Here is a 17,648-nt window from a genome sequence, read left to right on the forward strand (position 1 = left end):
AGTGCCCGCATGAAAGCCCGGCTCCAGACATCGCTAGGACAGCAGTTGGTCATGACGCCGCAGTTGCGTCAGGCGATCAAGCTATTGCAGATGTCCACCACCGAGCTGGAACTGGAAATCGCCGAAGCGGTGGAGACCAATCCGCTGCTAGAATGGGCCGACGAAGCCGCGCATGCGGCCAACGCGCTTCCGGTGGAAGCATCGTCGACCGCCTCCACCGACGACACCCCGCGCGAAGAACCGACGCCGGCCGAGCGCGACGACGACTGGTCGCAGGACGAGCTGCAGTGGACAGGTTCGGGCAGCGGCGGCAGCTTCGACGATGACGAGTCCGGCGATGCCGCCGAGCGCGTGGCCGAAGCCGAAACGCTGGCCGACCATCTGCTGTGGCAGCTGCACCTGTCGCCGCTGTCGCCGCGCGACCGCCAGATCGGCGCGATGCTGATCGATGCGCTGGACGAAGACGGCTACCTGCGCGAACCGCTGTCGGCCATCCTGGAAACGCTGGCGCTGGGCGCGGCGGTGGACGAGGCCGACGTGCTCACCGTGCTGCACCAGATCCAGCGCTTCGACCCGGTCGGCGTGGGTGCGCGCACCCTGGGCGAATGCCTGGCACTGCAGCTGGCCGTGCTCGACCCGGCCACCCCGGGGCGCGAACTGGCGCTGCAGATCGTCGCCGGCCCGCTGGAGCGCCTGCCGCGCAGCGGCGTGGCCGGCCTGGCGCACGAACTCAAGCGCTCCACCGCCGATGTCGACCAGGCGGTCCAGTTGGTGCGCTCGCTGGACCCGCGCCCGGGCAAGCAGATCGGCGACCTGTCGCAGGACACCTATGTGGTGCCGGACTGCGTGATCTGGCGCCAGCGTGGCGTGTGGCGGGCCTCGCTGGCCGGTCGCGCCCAGCCCAAGGTCACCATCCACCGCGGCTACGAGAACCTGATCCGCAGCTGCGGCGAATCCGACGCCGGCTATCTGCGCGGCCAGCTGCAGGAGGCGCGCTGGCTGCTCAAGAGCCTGGAAGCGCGCGGCGAGACCCTGCTGCGGGTGGTGCGCTGCCTGCTGCAGCACCAGGCCGGGTTCCTGGAATTCGGCGCGCAGGCCTTGCGCCCGTTGACCCTGCGCGAGATCGCCGGCGAGCTCGGCCTGCACGAATCCACCATTTCCCGCGCGATCGCCCGCAAGTACGTGCGCACCCCGCGCGGGACCATCGCGCTGCGCTCGTTCTTCGCCTCCGGCATCGACACCGACAGCGGCGGCGAGGCCTCCAGCACCGCCATCCAGGCCATGATCCGGCGCCTGATCGAGGCGGAAAACCCGCGCAAGCCGCTGTCGGACGCCAAGTTGGCCGACCTGCTGAAAACCTCCGGCGTACCAGTGGCGCGGCGCACCGTTGCGAAGTATCGTGAGGCCATGAACATTTCCGCCTCCCACGAACGCGTCCGTATCGTCTGACGTTGCACCTACCGCAACGCCGGCCTGCGCCGGGTTCGTCGGATCACCGGAACGGTTCATTGGCCCACCCGACCAATGGAGGTATCCGATGCGTATCGAGACGTATGGCCACCAGCTTGAAGTGACCCCCGCGCTGCGGGAGTACGTGGCAAGCAAGCTGCAGCGACTGCAGCGCCATTTCGACCAGCACTGTGAAGTCCGGACCCAGCTGGCCGTTCGCAAGCCAGACCATCACGTGGTCGCCACCGTCAACCTTCCCGGTCGTACCCTGCACGCAGATGCCAGCGGCTCCACCATGTACGCGGCCATCGACCTGCTGGTCGACAAGCTCGACCGCCTGGTGCTCAAGCACAAGGAAAAGAAATGTAACCACCATGCACGCGAGGTGCGCGACAATCCCGCATGACGCTTCCCGCTTGATGCCCTCATGCCTTTAACCGATCTGATGGCGGCCGTGCGCACCGTGGTGTCGCCGGCCGCCGATCGCGACACCGTCCTGCATACCGCCGCCGACCTGCTGTCCTGCCGTCAGGCCGGCGCCGACGAGCTCTACGCCAACCTGTGCGAGCGCGAGGCCCTGGGCAGCACTGCCATCGGCCACGGCATCGCCATCCCGCATGGGCGCTGCCCCAATCTCACCGAGCCACGGGGCGCACTGCTGCGGCTGGATACGCCGGTGGCCTTTGGTAGCGATGAGCCGGTGGACCTGATCTTCGCGATGGCGGTGCCTGCGCACTACACCCACCAGCACCTGATGCTGCTGTCGGAGCTGGCCGAACGGTTTTCCGATGCGGAGTTTCGTCAGCAGTTGCGTGCCGCCCCCAACGCCGACGCCTTGATGGCGCTGCTCACCGACGCACCGCCACCACAGGCCAGCGCCGCATGAATACCAGCATCACCGCACGCGAACTGTTCGACCAGCAGCGCGACAAGCTGGCGCTGCGCTGGGTCGCCGGCCAGAAGGGCGAGCACCGCGAGATCGAGGCCGGCAGCAACAATGCGCGCCGCCCGTCGCTGGCCGGCTACCTCAACGTGATCTATCCCAACAAGGTGCAGATCCTGGGTACCGAAGAGCTGGCCTGGCTGGATTCGCTGGATGCGCGCCAGCGCTGGGAGACCATCGAGAAGATCATCCAGGTGCAGCCGCTGGCGCTGGCGATCAGCAAGAACCAGTCCTGCCCGGAAGACCTGCGCGCGGCCGCCGACGAATCCAACACGCCGCTGTGGATCTCGCCCAAGCGCGGCCACGAACTGCTCAATCACCTCTCCTACCACCTGGCGCGCACGCTGGCGCCGCGGGTCACCCTGCACGGCGTGTTCATGGAGATCTATTCGATCGGCGTGCTGATCACCGGCGAAGCCGGCTCGGGCAAGAGCGAACTGGCGCTGGAACTGCTCAGCCGCGGTCACCGCCTGGTGGCCGACGACGCACCGGAGTTCACCCAGATCGCGCCCGACGTGCTCGACGGCACCTGTCCGGAACTGCTGCAGGACCTGCTGGAAGTGCGCGGCCTGGGCGTGTTGAACGTGCGCGACATGTTCGGCGACACCGCGGTGAAGAAGAACAAGTACCTGCGCCTGATCGTGCACCTGACCCGCCCGATGACCGAGCCCACCCCGTCCGGCTACGAACGCCTGACCGGCGATTCCGGCAGCCGGCATGTGCTGGACCTGGACGTGCCGCTGATCACCCTGCCGGTGATGCCCGGCCGCAACCTGGCGGTGCTGACCGAGGCGGCCACGCGGCTGCATATCCTGCGCACCAAGGGCATCGACCCGGCGGCGATGTTCATCGCCCGCCACAGCAACCTGCTGGAGCGACGCACGCCATGAGTACCGCGCCCTCCACGTTGATGATCGTGAGCGGGCTGTCCGGCTCGGGCAAATCGGTCGCGTTGAAGACCTTCGAGGACCTGGACTACTACTGCTCGGACAATCTGCCGGTCGAACTGCTGCCGGACTTCGTCAAGAGCCGCCTGCGTGGCAACCCGCTCGGCGACCAGCGCCTGGCGGTGGGCATCGATGTGCGCAGCCGCAGCGACCTGACCCAGCTGGCGCAATGGCGCCAGGCCGCGCAGGAATACGGCATCGAGGCACGGCTGCTGTTTTTCGAGGCCAGCGACGAGGCGCTGATCAAGCGCTACGCCGATACCCGCCGCCGCCATCCGCTCAGCCATCTCGGCCTGGCCTTGCCGGAAGCGATCACCCGCGAGCGGCAGCTGACCGAACCGCTGCGCGCGCAGGCCGATGCCATCATCGACACCAGCGCGCTCAACGTGCACCAGCTGCGTCGCCGGGTGGTCACCGAGTTTGCGCTCGGCACCAGCGACCGGCTGTCGCTGCTGTTCGAATCGTTCGCCTACAAGCGTGGCGTGCCGGCCGAGGCCGACTTCGTGTTCGATGCGCGCGTCTTGCCCAACCCGCATTGGGACCCGGAGCTGCGCCCGCTGACCGGCCGCGATGCCGGCGTGCGCGACTATCTGGACAAGGAACCGGACGTGGTGCGCTACAGCGCGCAGATCGTGGACCTGCTCGATACCTGGCTGCCGCGGCTGCGCAACGACACCCGCAGCTACGTCACCATCGCCTTCGGCTGCACCGGCGGCAAGCATCGCTCGGTATATCTGGCCGAGCGCATGGCGCGGCATGCGCGCGAGCAGGGCTGGCCGGAAGTGGCGACGTTTCATCGCGAGCAGGATTGAAGGGCCGGGATTCGGGAATCGGGAATCGGCAAAGCGGTGCCGTGCGGCCTGCAAGCATGCGTGTCATCGGTGCAGGTCCGCACACATTCTGATCATGCGCGGCCTGCCACTTGCGAACTGCAGCGCTCGCTTGTGATGCGGGACGCATCGGGAGACTGGCGAGGTCACGGGTCATTGCCGTGCCGGCGGCAGCGCATGTGTTGCAGGCATCGTGCGCGTCACGGTGCGGCGGTCCTAAACGGCTATTCATTTCGCAACACATCGGTGCCGGCAGACGCTATCGCGCGGTCATGCCGACCTGTTAACGTTTCGGCATGGCCTGTGGCATTCTCCTCATTACTCATCCCGGCATCGGCGCGGCGTTGTTGAACGTGGCGACGGGGCTGTTGCGGCAGTTGCCGCTGAAGACCGAAGCGTTCGACGTGCCGCTCGATGCAGACCTGGACGCCTTGCTGCCCCAGGCCTCGTCGGCGATGCGACGGGTCGACAGCGGCGACGGCGTGCTGGTCATGACCGACCTGTACGGCGCCAGCCCCAGCAATCTCGCCAGCCGGTTGGCAAAGCTCGGCACGCCGGTTCGCCGGGTGTCCGCGCTCAGCCTGCCGATGCTGCTGCGGGTGATGAACTACCCCGAACAAGGATTGCAGGAGCTGCCCGCCACCGCGGCGGCAGGCACCCGCAACGGAGCGATCATCGACGATGCTTGAACGCGAACTCATAGTTTCCAACCGACTCGGACTGCATGCGCGGGCAACCGCCAAGCTGGTGCAGACGCTGTCGTCCTACCGCAGCAACGCCACCCTGGCGGCCAAGGGCCGCGAGGTGAACGCCAAGAGCATCATGGGAGTGATGCTGCTGGCCGCAGGCCAAGGCACCAGCGTGGTGGTGCGGCTGGATGGCGAAGACGAAGCGCAGGCCCTGCAGGCGCTGGTGGACCTGTTCGAGCGTCGTTTCGACGAGGACAGCTGAGCATGCGCGGGGTCGGTGCGGGGCTGACCGACAGGGCGCGGCCGCGCCAGGGGCGCACATGAGCCTGCGTCTGCGTGGACACGCCGCCTCGCGCGGCAACGCACTCGGACGCGCGCGCGTGCGCCAGAGCCACACGCTGGAAGTGGCCGAACAACGCGTGCCCGCCAGCCAGGTGGAAACGCAGCTGCAGCGCCTGCATCTGGCGATCGAGGCGGCACGCACCGAGATGCAGCAGCTGCGCGACCGCCTGCATGGCGCGCTTGCGCGCGAAGTCGGCGAATTCCTCGAACTGCATGCGCTGCTGCTCGACGACCCGGAGCTGCTGCAGGGCCTGGACGAGTTGATCCGCACCCACCGCTACAGCGCCGACTACGCCTTGCGCGTGCAGCGCGACCGGCTGGCAGCGGTGTTCGACGGCATGGAGGACGCCTACCTCAAGAGCCGCATGGACGACCTGGATCACGTCATCGGCCGCATCCATGCGTTCCTGCACAAGCGCGCGCCCGACCTCAAGGGCGTGGCCGGCGAGGTCCTGGTCTGCGACAACGTCGCACCCTCGGAGCTGGCGCAGTTGCAGGCGCAAGGGGTGGTCGGCATCGTCACCACCGCCGGCAGCGCGTTGTCGCATAGCGCGATCCTGGCGCGCAGCCTGCACCTGCCGCTGGTGGTGGGGGTAAGCGATGCGGTGCAGCGGATCGACGATGGCGATGTATTGATCGTCGATGCCGGTTCCGGCCAGGTGATCGTCGATCCCAAGCCCGAGCACCTGCGCGACTACCGCGAGCGCCTGCGCGCGCTGGCCAAGGAACAGCGCGAACTGGGCCGGCTGCGCTCCAAGCCCACGCGCACGCGCGACAACGTCGATATCACGCTGCTGGCCAATGCCGAATCGCTGGAGGACGTGGCGAAGGCGCACGCACTCGGCGCCAGTGGCCTTGGCCTGTATCGCACCGAATTCCTGTTCCTGCAGCGCAACGAGCTGCCGGACGAAGAGGAACAGTTCCACACCTACCGCGACACCGTGCTGGGCATGAGCGGGCGACCGGTCACCATCCGCACCCTGGACCTGGGCGCCGACAAGGCCGACCGCACCGGCCTGACCTTGAGCGACGAAGACAACCCGGCGCTGGGTCTGCGCGGGGTGCGGTTGTCGCTGGCCCGGCCTGCGGTGGCGCAAGCGCAGTTGCGCGCGATCCTGCGCGCCTCCGGCTACGGGCCGGTGCGCATCCTGGTGCCGATGGTCAGCGGCCGCGAGGAAGTCCAGCTGCTGCGCCGGCAGATCAAGAAGCTGGCCGCGCAATTGCGCGAGCAAGGCCACGAGATCGCCGAGCACATTCCGCTCGGCGCAATGATCGAAGTGCCGGCTGCGGCGCTGGCGCTGGACTGCTTTATCGACGATATCGATTTCCTGTCGATCGGCACCAACGATCTGGTGCAGTACCTGCTGGCGGTGGATCGCAACAACGAGGCATTGGGCGAGTTGTACTCGCCGCTGCATCCGGCGGTGCTGCGCCTGATCGCGCAGGTGATCGCCACCGGGCGCGCGTTCGGCAAGCCGGTGGCGGTGTGCGGCGAGATCGCCGGCGACCCGCGCTTCGTCCCGATGTTGCTGGCCCTGGGGCTCACCGAGTTCAGCCTGCATCCGGCCACGCTGCTGGAGGTACGCCGTGCGGTGCGCGACATCCACCTGGGCGAGTTGCGCGTGCATGGCGAAAAACTGCTGCGCGCGCGCGACCGCAAGGGGATCGAAAAATGGCTGGCCAACGTCGCGCAGGGCCTGATGCGCTGAGCGATTGCGTCATCGCGCAGGGGATGTTCCTGCGCGTTGCCTCGGCACTGTATGTTTCGTCACCATGCGCAAGCGATAATGCCGTGCTGACTCAGCACCGCGTCTTCCATCGGGACGTGTCCACTCTTGCAGGGAGCCGCGCATGGCCGAAGCCGTCCGCCACGACAAGACCGCGCGACAGCTGCGATTGCTGTCCGATGCGCTGGATAGCGGACGCCTGGGCCCGGTACGCCGGCTGGTCAATACACTGGCGCCGGCGGAGATCGGCAACCTGCTGGAGTCGCTGCCGCCCGGCAAGCGCGAAGTGGTGTGGGGCCTGGTCGACCCGGAAGACGACGGCGAAGTGCTGCTGCATGTCGGCGATGAAGTGCGCGAAAGCCTGCTGGCCGACATGGACACCGACGAGATCGTCGCCGCGGTCGAAGACCTCGACATCGACGATCTGGCCAACCTGGTCGAAGACCTGCCCGACACCGTCATCGACGAAGTGCTCAAGTCGATGGACCGCGAGAACCGCGAGCGGCTCGAGCAGGTGCTGTCGTATCCGGAGGACACCGCCGGCCGCCTGATGAATCCGGACGTGGTGACGGTGCGCGCCGACGTCAATGTCGATGTGGTGCTGCGTTATCTGCGCCTGCGCGGCGAGCTGCCCGACCACACCGATCACCTGTACGTGGTGAGCCGACGCCATCAGTATCTGGGCCGGGTGTCGCTGGCCGCGCTGGTCACGCACGAGGACAGCACGCCGGTCAATCGCCTGATCGACGACGAACAACCGGCGATCGACGTGGGCGATGGCTCCGACGAGGTCGCACGGCGCTTCTCCGACCATGACTGGATCTCCGCGCCGGTGGTGGACGACAACAACATCCTGCTCGGCCGCATCACCATCGACGACGTGGTCGACATCATCCGCGAACAGGCCGAACACCAGGCCATGAGCGCGGCCGGCCTGGACGAGGACGAGGACATGTTCAGCCCGGCGCGGCGCGCATTCCGGCGCCGCCTGATCTGGCTGGGCATCAACCTGTGCACAGCGTTCCTGGCCTCCAGCGTCGTCAGCGAATTCGAAGGCACCATCGCCAAACTGGTGGCCCTGGCGGCGCTGATGCCGATCGTTGCCGGCATGGGCGGCAACGCCGGCACCCAGGTGCTGGCGCTGATGGTCCGCGGCCTGGCGCTGGGCCAGATCGGCTCCTCCAACGTGATGACCTTGCTGAAGAAGGAACTCACCGTCGCGCTGATTAACGGCATGGTGCTGGGGATCGGGCTGGGACTGATCGTGCTGGCGTGGTTCCGCCAGCCGATGCTGTCGCTGGTGATCGGCACCGCGCTGACCTTGAACATGCTCACCGCCGCCTTCGGCGGCGTGCTGGTCCCGGTGACGCTGAAGCGACTGGGCTTCGACCCGGCATTGGCCGGTGGCGTGATCCTGACCACGCTGACCGACGTGATGGGGTTCCTGAGCTTCCTCGGCCTGGCGACGCTGATCCTGCTGCCGTAGCTGCCGTATCCGGTGCTTGCGCAGAACGTCGTGCCGGGCATACAGCGGCAAGGATCGGATGAAGAGTCGGCAAAAATCGCCGCAGCGCGACATGCCAGCACACCTGCATGCGGCGATACTGCGGGTCTGTCATCGGTCAGGGGGTGTGCGTGATCCGTCGTTGTCTTGTTCTTGCGATTCTTGCGCTGCTGCTGGCCGGCTGTTCCAGCATGGCTGAGCGCCACCACGACGGGCGCCGCGGCCATTTCGTCACCCGCACGCTGGAACTGGAAGGACGGCTCTACCGCTATCAGGTGTTCGTGCCGGCCTCCACGGCGCCGCAACCGCGCCCGATCGTGCTGTTCCTGCATGGCTCGGGCGAACGCGGCGACAACGGACGCGATCAGGCCGAGGTCGGCGTTGGTCCCTACCTGAGCGCACACACCGCCGAGTTCCCTGCCCTGGTGGTGCTGCCGCAGGTGCCCGACGACGAGGAGTGGCTGGGCATCAATGCACGCATGGCGATCGCCGCGCTGGATGCGGCCAGTGCCGAATTCGGTGCCGACCCGCAACGCACCTATCTCACCGGCATCTCGATGGGCGGCTATGGCGCCTGGGAAATCGGGCTGATGCAGCCGCAGCGGTTTGCCGCGATCGTGCCGATCTGCGGCGCACTCAAGGCGCCGCGCGACGAGCGTCGTACGCTGTACGTCAGCCTGGTGGCCAAGGAAGCCGATCCGTACACCGCTGCGGTCACCCAGCTCAGGCACGTGCCGATCTGGATGTTCCATGGCGCCAAGGACGACTCGGTGCCACCGCACGACGACCGCGCGCTGTACCGGGCCGCAAAGGGCATCGGCGCCAATGTGCGCTACAGCGAATATCCAGACGGTAACCACAACGCCTGGGACGCGACCTACGCGGACCCGGCGATGTGGGAATGGATGTTCAGGCAACGCCTGCACTGAGCGGGCGGCGCATCGCGCCGATGCGGTCTGCACCCGCTCAGTGGTGATAGCCGGTATCGGCGGTGATCTTGCCGCGGAACACGCGGTACGACCACACCGTATACCCCAGGATCAGCGGCAGCAGCACCACCAGGCCGATCAACGCGAACAACTGCGAAGACGGCGGCGCGGCGGCCTGCCAGATCGTGTAGACCGGCGGCACCAGATACGGCCACATGCCCAGCACCAGGCCGAGAAAGCCGAGCACGAACAGGCCCATCGCCAACAGGAACGGCGGCGTATCCGGCCGCCCCGCTTCGGTGGAACGCCAGAGCGCGAACCCCACCAGGGCGACCAGCACCGGCACCGGCATCAGCCACAGGTAATGGGCATCGCTGAACCAGCGGTCCATCACATGCGACTGCAGCGATGGCAGCCACGCGCTGACCAGGCCGATGAAGATCAACACGCTGATCGTCAATGGCCGGCTCAGCTGGCGCGCGAGCTGTTGCACATGGCCTTCGGTCTTGAGGATCAGCCAGGTGCTGCCGAGCAGGGCGTAGCCGAACACCAGCGCGGCGCCGGTCAGCATCGCGAAGGGACTGAACCAGCCCCAGATGCCGCCGACATAGCGGTCGTTTTCGATCGGCAGGCCCTGCACCAGCGCGCCCAGGATCACGCCCTGCGCAAATGTCGCCAGGATCGAGCCGGCAGCGAAGGCATTGCTCCACAGCCGCCGCGAGCGATGCGCCTTGAAGCGGAACTCGAACGCCACGCCGCGGAACACCAGCGCCATCACCATCAGCAACACCGGCAGGTACAGCGCCGACAGGATCACCGCATACGCCTTGGGAAACGCCGCCAGCAGCCCTGCCCCGCCCAGCACCAGCCAGGTCTCGTTGCCGTCCCAGATCGGCGCGGCGGTGTTCATCATCAGGTCCAGCTGCGCCTCGTCCTTGCGGAACGGCGCCAGGATGCCGATGCCGAGCACGAAGCCATCCAGCACCACGTACATCAGCACCCCGAAGCCGATCACCGCAAACCACGCCACCGGCAATACGCTGCTCATGTCCATCATGCGGCTCCGTCGATCGGTTCATCGGCCGCCGACAGCGGCCGTGCCGGCGTGTGCTCGCCGTGGTCCAGCTGCGGCGCGTCATGCGGGGTCGGCCCGATCTTGCCGATCTTGACCAGGTACCAGATGCCCCAGCCGAACACGAAGGCATAGCCGAGCACGTAGACCGCCAGCGAGATCGCGGTCATCAACGTCGACTGCGGGCCCACCGCATCGGCAGTGCGCAACAGCCCGTACACCACATACGGCTGCCGTCCCATCTCGGTGACGAACCAGCCCGAGACCAGCGCGATGAAGCCACTCGGCAGCATCCAGCGCCAGGCCGCCAGCAGCCAGCGCCACTGCAATAACTTGCCGCGCCACCAGGCGAACGCCGAGACCCAGGCAACCAGCAGCATCAACGAGCCCAGCCCGACCATGATGCGGAAGGCGAAGAACACCGGCATCACTGGCGGGCGATCGGCGGCCGGCACCGAGGTCAACGGCTTGATGCTGCCTTCCAGACTGTGGGTCAGGATCAGGCTGCCCAGGCGCGGGATCGCCACCTCGTAATCGTTGCGCTCGGCCTGCGCGTTGGGCAAGGCGAACAGCACCAGCGGGAAGCCCTTGTCTTGGCCCTCGTCATGCCAGTGCGCTTCCATCGCCGCGATCTTCATCGGCTGGTGCTTGAGCGTGTTCAGGCCATGCATGTCGCCGACGAAGATCTGCAGCGGCACGGTGATTGCCGCGAAGGCCACCGCCAGCTTGAGCATGCGCAGCCCGGCCTCGCGATGCACGCCGCGATGCAGATACCACGCCCCCACCGCGCCGACCACGAAGCAGGTGGTGATGAACGAGCCCAGCGCCATGTGCGCAAGCCGGTACGGGAACGAGGGGTTGAAGATGATCTTCAGCCACGCCACCGGATGCACGATGCCGTCGACCACCTCATAGCCGGCCGGGGTCTGCAGCCAGCTGTTGGACGACAGGATCCAGAACGTGGAAAACAGCGTGCCCAGCGCCACCATGCAGGTCGCCAGGAAATGCAGGCGCTCGGAGATGCGCCCCCAGCCGAACATCATCACGCCCAGGAAACTGGCCTCGAGGAAGAACGCGGTCAGTACTTCGTAGCTCAGCAACGGGCCGATCACGCTGCCGGCGATCCGGCTCAGCTCCGGCCAGTTCGCACCGAACTGGAAGGCCATCACGATGCCGCTGACCACGCCCATGCCGAAGGACACGGCAAAGATCTTCTGCCAGAAGAAATACAGCTCGCGCCACACCGGCAGCCGGGTGCGCAGCCAGCGCCATTCGAGAAATGCCAGCAGGCTGGACAGCCCGATGGTGAATGCGGGAAACAGCACGTGGAATGCGATGACGAATCCGAACTGGATCCGCGATAACAGCAAGGCATCCATGGAGAGTCCTCCAGGAGAATGGGGAAACCGCAGCGCACCGGGTGCAGATCGATCGCCGAGACTCGCTGCGGTGGCCGATCGCGACCTCCTACGCTACCGCATCATGATAGGGACGCTCGAGCGGGTTCCCGATGCGACACGGGGTCGCATCTGCGTCAAACCGTCGCGCCTGTCCTGCTGCCAGATGGTACGCGTTCAAGGCGCTGCGGCATGCTAGGCGGCGCCGCGCGTCCGCCGGGCAAGCTCGCTGACCACGGCGATGAAGACAGTCAGACCGACCATCGACAGGAACTGCGCGCGGGTGTCCACCGACGACGCCAGCAGCACGAAGATCACCGCCAGGATCGCCAGGGCCAGCAGGGTCAGAAACGGGTAACCCCGCATGCGGAACGGCAATACGACGCCGGCGCGGTCGGCGCGTGCGCGCAGGATCAGCTGCGACAGCAGCGAGATCGTCCACACCAGCAGGCAGGTGGCACCGACGATGTTGAGCAGCATCGGCAACACCTTGTTGGGGTACAGCAGTTCCAGCGCGGCGGCGGCAAACCCGAACAGCACGCTGGCGATCACCGCCACCAGCGGCACCTGCTCGCCGCTGGTCCTGCCAAGCACCCGCGGCGCTTCGCCGCGCTGCGCCAGCGAGAAGATCATCCGCGAGGCCCCATACAGGTTGGCGTTGAGCGCCGACAGCAAGGCCACCACGGCGACCAGGGTGATGGCGGTGGCCGCGCCGGGAATGCGCGCCACCTCCAGCACCGCAGCGAACGGCGAGCTGAGCGCTGCGCTGGTCCACGGCACCACCGCCACGATCACGCTGATCGAGCCGATATAGAACACCAGGATGCGCCAGGCCACGGTGCGAATCGTGCGTGCCAGGCTGCGGCCCGGGTCGGCGGTTTCCGCAGCGGCCACCGCCACGATTTCGGTGCCGCCGAAGGCGAACACCACCACCAGCAACGCCGAGCCGATGCCGGCCAATCCCTTCGGCGCGAACCCGCCGTTCTGGGTGAAGTTGGACAGCCCCGGCGACACCACGCCGGGCAACCAGCCGGCCAGCAGGGCCACGCCGATCAGCAGGAACACCACGATCGCCACGACCTTGAGGATGGCGAACCAGAATTCGAACTCGCCGAAATTGCGCACGCCCAGCAGGTTGATCGCGGTGAAGGTGGCCATGAACACCACTGCCAGCAACGGCACCGACAACGCCGGCCAGACCGAGGCGAGCAGGCCCGCCGCGCCGACCGCTTCGGCGGCGATCACCACCACGATCTGCAGCCACCACAACCAGCCCACCGTCGCACCGGCGGTCGGGCCCATCGCATCGGCCGCGTACACCGAGAACGCCCCGCTGGCCGGCTTGGAGGCCGCCATTTCGCCCAGCGCGTTCATCACGATGATCACCAGCGCTCCGGCGATCAGATAGGACACCAGCACTGCCGGCCCCGCCGCATGGATCCCCACGCCCGAGCCCAGAAACAGCCCGGCGCCGATCGCCGTCCCCAGGCCCATCATCATCAACTGCCGCGGTTTCAGCGCATGGCGCAACGCGGGCGTGGCGGACGGAGCGTGCTCAGCAACGGGATCGGTCGGAAGCGGCATGGACGGGCTTGGATGGATGGGATCGCGACACGATACCGCGTCGCGGCGCCTGCCGCGCCTCTTGACGCCGGCCCGGGAGCGGGAGTCGATCAGCCCGGAAGCGCTCTTGCCCGCATCCACCGCACGGGAGCACGGCCTCCCCGTGCGCAACCACCAGTGACCACCGTGGCTGGCCGCAACCGGCGATGCGCGAACCTGCTGCCTCGCACCGACAAAAATCCCCGGACATGCCGGGGATCGGTGCGCGCGCAGGCCGTTGCCGCTTACTCGGCCAGGTTGGTGCCCGCACCGGCGGTGGCGATCACCTTGGCCTTGACCTGTGCGGCCGGGGTGATGCTGTAGGTGTAGCCCAGCGGTTCGGGGAACACCTTGGTGGTGATCCAGTTGGTGGCGTTGGCGTAAGGCTTGCTGCCGTCCGGGGTGCTCCAGGTGATGCCGCTGCCGACGTAGTTGTTGATCAGGTCCCAGTAGCCGATCTCGCTGCTGTCGCGCGAGGTCACCGGGTTCTTGATGTTCTCGAAGTAGTTGGACTCGATCTTGGCCACCCCGCCCATGCGTACGTTGATGCCCGAGGTGGTGACGTTGTTGAAGTAGTTGTTGTAGATGTGGCTCAGCCCGCGACGTTGCAGCGGCACGCGCGATTCGACGTTCTCGAAGCGGTTGTGGTGATAGGTGGTGCGTGCGGCCGAGTTCTTGGTGTCGCTGTCGCTGTATCCGTTGAGCGCGACCTTTTGATAGTTGTAGACGTGGTTGTAGGACACGGTGACGTGATGGGTACCCTTCTTCATGTCGATGCCGCCGTCGAAAGACGCATCGCCGGCACCCGAGCACTTGGTCAACGAGGCGAACACGGTGTTGTGGTCCACCCAGATATTGGACGGCGAGCCGCTGGAATTGCCTTCCAGTGAAATCGAGTCGGCATCCTCGCCGCCCTGCAGCAGGCCGATGGTCATGTTCTGGATGATGACGTTGCTGGAATTGCCAACCACCCATAGCCCGAAGTTGGCCGACGAGCCGTTGGCACCCTTGACGGTGATGTTGCTCTTGTTCTTGATCTGCACCGTCTTGGCCGGCAACTTCCACTGGGCGCAGACGTCCTTGATGGTGCTGAAGTCGAACTTGCCGGTGTAGTTGAGCACCAACCCGCCGCTGCCGGAGTAACTGTCGATGGCCGCCTGCATCGCCTCGAAGGTGGCCACGTTGACCGGTGTCTTGTTGCCGCCGCCGGTGGTGGCGGCACCGTACCCGACCGGGCCGGCAATGGCGCCCGCAGCGCAAGCGGACAGTGCAAGCGCCAGTGCGCCATGGAATGTCTTGATCATCATGCAGCCTCTCCCAAAGAAGTGGAAAAGCGATGCGTGCTGCCTGCGCCGTAGCGACGACAACAGCAAAGCGGTGCGTGGGGGCCGCATTCTTCGCGCGATTTAAAACATAAAACAATTATCCATCACTGAAACTTTGACGCACCACGGTGTTCTTCTGGCAGGACATGCAAAAGAGACAGCGGAAGACACGCGGGACAGGACAGCGCGGTGTCGTGCGCGCTGTTTTCTTATGTAGGCAGATGTGTTTTCCATGCATGCAAACGCAGACTGATGGCGGTTTGCTCACGCGCGCTTTCGACCGCAGTTGCTAGTGGCAACTGCGCTCTCCAAGAATCCATATGCATTTACCGGACGCGACGCGGTGGTAGCTGCACACGACCGCGTGCTGTGAGTCGTCAGAGGTAGTGGTGCGTAGCAGCAGTGCCATCGCACCGGCACGCGGTTTGCGCGGCATTACATGCGCTGTGCTGAAGACGAGGCGTGATCGCGCTTTGGATCACTCGCGACAGTGGGCGAGCGCTGGCGCCATGACAAGTCTATCGGCAAGGTCAGGCCACTTCAGCCCGACCACGTGGTGCCTGAGGGAATGTCCGACCGCAGCGTGGCGATCAGCAGTGGATGCGTGGAGGTAGCGACACGCCGTTGCGGCGCATCTGCGTGTCCCAAGACGACGACTCTTAAAACGTTGCCACACCGACGCTTGCGATGCGCAGGCCGCAGCGCAGGCTGCATCGAGACGCACCGCAGCAGCGCCCGGCAGGCCGGGCACGCTCGGGATCGCGCGGACTCACACGCCCGCCCCACCGGCTCACACCGCGCGGCTGGCCAGCGTGGACGCATGCGCCAGTTCCGCACCGGGCCACGGCGTGTGGTCGTCGAGGAAATTGCCGACCAGGCGCATGCACGCCGGGCGCTCTTCCACATGCGGCATATGGCTGGAATTGGCGAACACATGCCACCGCGCGTCCGGGATCAGGCGCGCGTACGGCTCCACCGTTTCCGGCGTGGCTTCGTCGTACTTGCCCGACAGCACCAGCGTGGGCACGCTGATGCGATGCAGGCGCTCGATGATGCTCCAGTTGCGCAGGCTGCCGACCACGTGGAATTCGGTCGGACCATTCATGGCGTGGTACACGGTCGGGTCGGCATCGATGGCGGCGAAGGTGCGCGCCACGTCGGCAGGCCACGGCAGCACGCGGCAGACGTGCTGGGCGTAGAACACCTGACTTGCGGCGCGATAGGCCGGGGCGTCCAGGGTGCCGGCCGCTTCGTGCGCATCCAGCACCGCCTGGATGTCCTCGGGCAGGCGCGCGCGCAGCCGTAGCGCGGCAGCGCGCCACAGGCCCATCGACGCCGGCGAGTTGGCAATCACCAACGCACGCAGGCCGGCCGGCCGGCGCACCGCATGCTCGGCCGCCAGCATCCCGCCCCAGGACTGCCCCAGCAACGCGTACTGCGACAGCCCCAACTGCGTGATCAGGGCCTGCAACTCGTCCAGAAACAGCCCTACCGTCCAGAAACCGGGGTCGGCATCGGGCAGATGGGTGGACTTGCCGTTGCCGAGCTGGTCGTAATGGATCACCGCGCGGCCGTTGGCGGCCAGGTCCTTGAAGCTGTCCACGTAGTCATGGGTGCAGCCGGGGCCGCCGTGCAGCACGATCAGCGGGCAGGCGTCGCTGCGCAGGTCGCCGGTGATGCGGTACCAGGTGCGGTACCCATGGAATTGGACGTAACCCTCGGTGGACTGCATGACCTACGCCTGCTGACGGCAAGAATGAGCGCCGAGCCTAGCGGGCGAACCGCCGCGCGTTAACTGGCAAAACTCCCAGGTTCGCGCTGCTTTCGGGGACAGACGCCCGACCAAGGCGATGCGATCCAGCTGCGCATGCCGTTGGTGGCCCGGATGCCATCGACCAGCACTGCGATGGCACGCGCCACTCGCAGGTCTTGGCCAGGGCGAACTCGCTATCGTCCGTCGCCTATCGCTGAGGCGTCGGCGCAGCCGCCGAACCAGACGCGCCTACGGCTCCAGCAACCGGTAATGCATGCCACGCACCACGGCCTCGACGCGATTGCGCGCACCCAGCTTGCGTGCTGCCGAGTTCAGATGCAGGTTCACCGTGGCGGTGGAACGGTTGAGCGCAGCGGCGATGCTCTTGGCTGTCAGCCCCCTGGCCGAGTACTGCAGGCATTCGCGCTCGCGGCGGGTCAATGCAATGTGGTGGCAGCGGCGTTCCTGCGGATCGAGCAACTCCTGTGCACGTGCCTGGAAGGCATGCGCCAGCAGCAGGAAGGGCGACAGCTGCGCTTCAGCCAGCCGTGGCGCCTCGGCCGCGACGGCGTCCACCGCGGCGCTGAATGTTGCAAACGCGCCTCCAGGCAGATGCAGCGGCACGGTGACACCGGTTCCCATGCCGCTGTCGCACAGATAGCGCGTGACCTGCCGATGCTGGCTGCCGACGTATTCCACGCCCTCCATGTCGCCATCGTTGCGATAGGACCACACGAATGGCGTGGTACGCCGGGTCGCACGCTGCTGAACCGGGTCATGTTGGTAATACCCGTGCTCGCACCAGACGTGCTGCATATCGCCCGGCGCGTTGCGCTGCATGAAGACCGACGGCGTGATCAAGGCACCTTCCAGACTCAGCGGGACCGGTGCGTAGTCGTAGACCAACGACTGGAAGCCCAGTCCGCAGACATCGGCAAACACCCGATCCAGGCAGGCATTGAGCGTGTGCAGCACCTGCAGATCGCGGCCCAGGCTGGCCAGAGTGTCGAACATGGTGGGTCCTTCGGTGTCGACGTGTGCCGCTGGAGCGCATCCAGCATGGAAAACCTAGCATTTTTACCAATGGATGGGCTTGGCGGCCACATTATGGTCACAATGCCAGGCCGGCAGTTGCACTG

Annotated in this window: 16 protein-coding genes; 10 read left to right on the top strand and 6 right to left on the bottom strand. The window is 66.5% G+C overall.

Translation table 11 applies throughout. The annotated features are described in order from the left end of the window. Positions 1-9 precede the first annotated feature (9 nt). The 10 genes from CPBF1521_RS16620 (at position 10) to CPBF1521_RS16665 (ending at position 9,360) form a co-directional block, all read left to right on the top strand. Positions 10-1,449, top strand: coding sequence for an RNA polymerase factor sigma-54 (locus CPBF1521_RS16620; protein WP_115677657.1), 1,440 nt, complete (start codon positions 10-12; stop codon positions 1,447-1,449). Between the two features lie 88 nt (positions 1,450-1,537). Continuing rightward, positions 1,538-1,855 carry a ribosome hibernation-promoting factor, HPF/YfiA family gene (gene hpf / locus CPBF1521_RS16625; RefSeq protein ID WP_005913379.1) on the top strand — a complete coding sequence of 106 codons (318 nt, stop codon included), beginning with the start codon at positions 1,538-1,540 and terminating at the stop codon, positions 1,853-1,855. A gap of 21 nt (positions 1,856-1,876) precedes the next feature. Continuing rightward, positions 1,877-2,335, top strand: coding sequence for a PTS sugar transporter subunit IIA (locus tag CPBF1521_RS16630; protein ID WP_104648158.1), 459 nt, complete (start codon positions 1,877-1,879; stop codon positions 2,333-2,335). Continuing rightward, a complete protein-coding gene (gene hprK, locus CPBF1521_RS16635; RefSeq protein WP_016904610.1) occupies positions 2,332-3,282 on the top strand; it encodes an HPr(Ser) kinase/phosphatase in 951 nt (316 codons plus the stop codon). Before CPBF1521_RS16630 ends, hprK begins: the two co-directional genes overlap by 4 nt. Beyond that, positions 3,279-4,151, top strand: coding sequence for an RNase adapter RapZ (rapZ, locus tag CPBF1521_RS16640; protein WP_164739153.1), 873 nt, complete (start codon positions 3,279-3,281; stop codon positions 4,149-4,151). Before hprK ends, rapZ begins: the two co-directional genes overlap by 4 nt. Before the next feature lie 314 nt (positions 4,152-4,465). Beyond that, entirely contained in the window at positions 4,466-4,858 is a 393-nt protein-coding gene (locus CPBF1521_RS16645; protein ID WP_016904612.1) for a PTS sugar transporter subunit IIA, read from the top strand. Beyond that, on the top strand, positions 4,851-5,120 hold the full coding sequence (locus CPBF1521_RS16650; protein ID WP_016904613.1) for an HPr family phosphocarrier protein: 270 nt from the start codon (positions 4,851-4,853) through the stop codon (positions 5,118-5,120). Before CPBF1521_RS16645 ends, CPBF1521_RS16650 begins: the two co-directional genes overlap by 8 nt. Before the next feature lie 58 nt (positions 5,121-5,178). Continuing rightward, entirely contained in the window at positions 5,179-6,909 is a 1,731-nt protein-coding gene (gene ptsP, locus CPBF1521_RS16655; RefSeq protein WP_115677658.1) for a phosphoenolpyruvate--protein phosphotransferase, read from the top strand. Between the two features lie 142 nt (positions 6,910-7,051). Continuing rightward, the gene (gene mgtE, locus CPBF1521_RS16660) at positions 7,052-8,413 is read left to right on the top strand and encodes a magnesium transporter (protein ID WP_104583046.1); all 1,362 of its coding nucleotides are present in this window, start codon (positions 7,052-7,054) and stop codon (positions 8,411-8,413) included. Positions 8,414-8,520: 107 nt separating this feature from the next. Then, positions 8,521-9,360, top strand: coding sequence for a carboxylesterase family protein (locus CPBF1521_RS16665; RefSeq protein ID WP_181901264.1), 840 nt, complete (start codon positions 8,521-8,523; stop codon positions 9,358-9,360). Between the two features lie 37 nt (positions 9,361-9,397). Here CPBF1521_RS16665 and cydB read toward each other — a convergent pair whose 3' ends face one another. The 6 genes from cydB to CPBF1521_RS16695 all read right to left on the bottom strand — a co-directional run bounded on the left by cydB (position 9,398) and on the right by CPBF1521_RS16695 (position 17,523). Next, on the bottom strand, positions 9,398-10,414 hold the full coding sequence (gene cydB / locus CPBF1521_RS16670) for a cytochrome d ubiquinol oxidase subunit II (protein ID WP_115677659.1): 1,017 nt from the start codon (positions 10,412-10,414) through the stop codon (positions 9,398-9,400). Beyond that, positions 10,414-11,811 carry a cytochrome ubiquinol oxidase subunit I gene (locus CPBF1521_RS16675; RefSeq protein WP_115049343.1) on the bottom strand — a complete coding sequence of 466 codons (1,398 nt, stop codon included), beginning with the start codon at positions 11,809-11,811 and terminating at the stop codon, positions 10,414-10,416. Before CPBF1521_RS16675 ends, cydB begins: the two co-directional genes overlap by 1 nt. A 213-nt stretch (positions 11,812-12,024) precedes the next feature. Next, positions 12,025-13,413: an amino acid permease gene (locus tag CPBF1521_RS16680; RefSeq protein ID WP_115677660.1), complete on the bottom strand. Its 1,389-nt coding sequence runs from the start codon at positions 13,411-13,413 to the stop codon at positions 12,025-12,027. Positions 13,414-13,676: 263 nt separating this feature from the next. Then, on the bottom strand, positions 13,677-14,738 hold the full coding sequence (locus tag CPBF1521_RS16685) for a pectate lyase family protein (RefSeq protein ID WP_104648161.1): 1,062 nt from the start codon (positions 14,736-14,738) through the stop codon (positions 13,677-13,679). Between the two features lie 808 nt (positions 14,739-15,546). Next, positions 15,547-16,488, bottom strand: a complete 942-nt coding sequence (locus CPBF1521_RS16690) for a proline iminopeptidase-family hydrolase (RefSeq protein WP_104583041.1) — start codon at positions 16,486-16,488, stop codon at positions 15,547-15,549. 270 nt (positions 16,489-16,758) lie between these two features. Then, positions 16,759-17,523 carry a LuxR family transcriptional regulator gene (locus tag CPBF1521_RS16695; RefSeq protein WP_115677661.1) on the bottom strand — a complete coding sequence of 255 codons (765 nt, stop codon included), beginning with the start codon at positions 17,521-17,523 and terminating at the stop codon, positions 16,759-16,761. Between the last annotated feature and the right edge of the window lie 125 nt (positions 17,524-17,648).

It is taken from the genome of Xanthomonas euroxanthea, from assembly GCF_900476395.1.
GTDB lineage: Bacteria > Pseudomonadota > Gammaproteobacteria > Xanthomonadales > Xanthomonadaceae > Xanthomonas > Xanthomonas euroxanthea.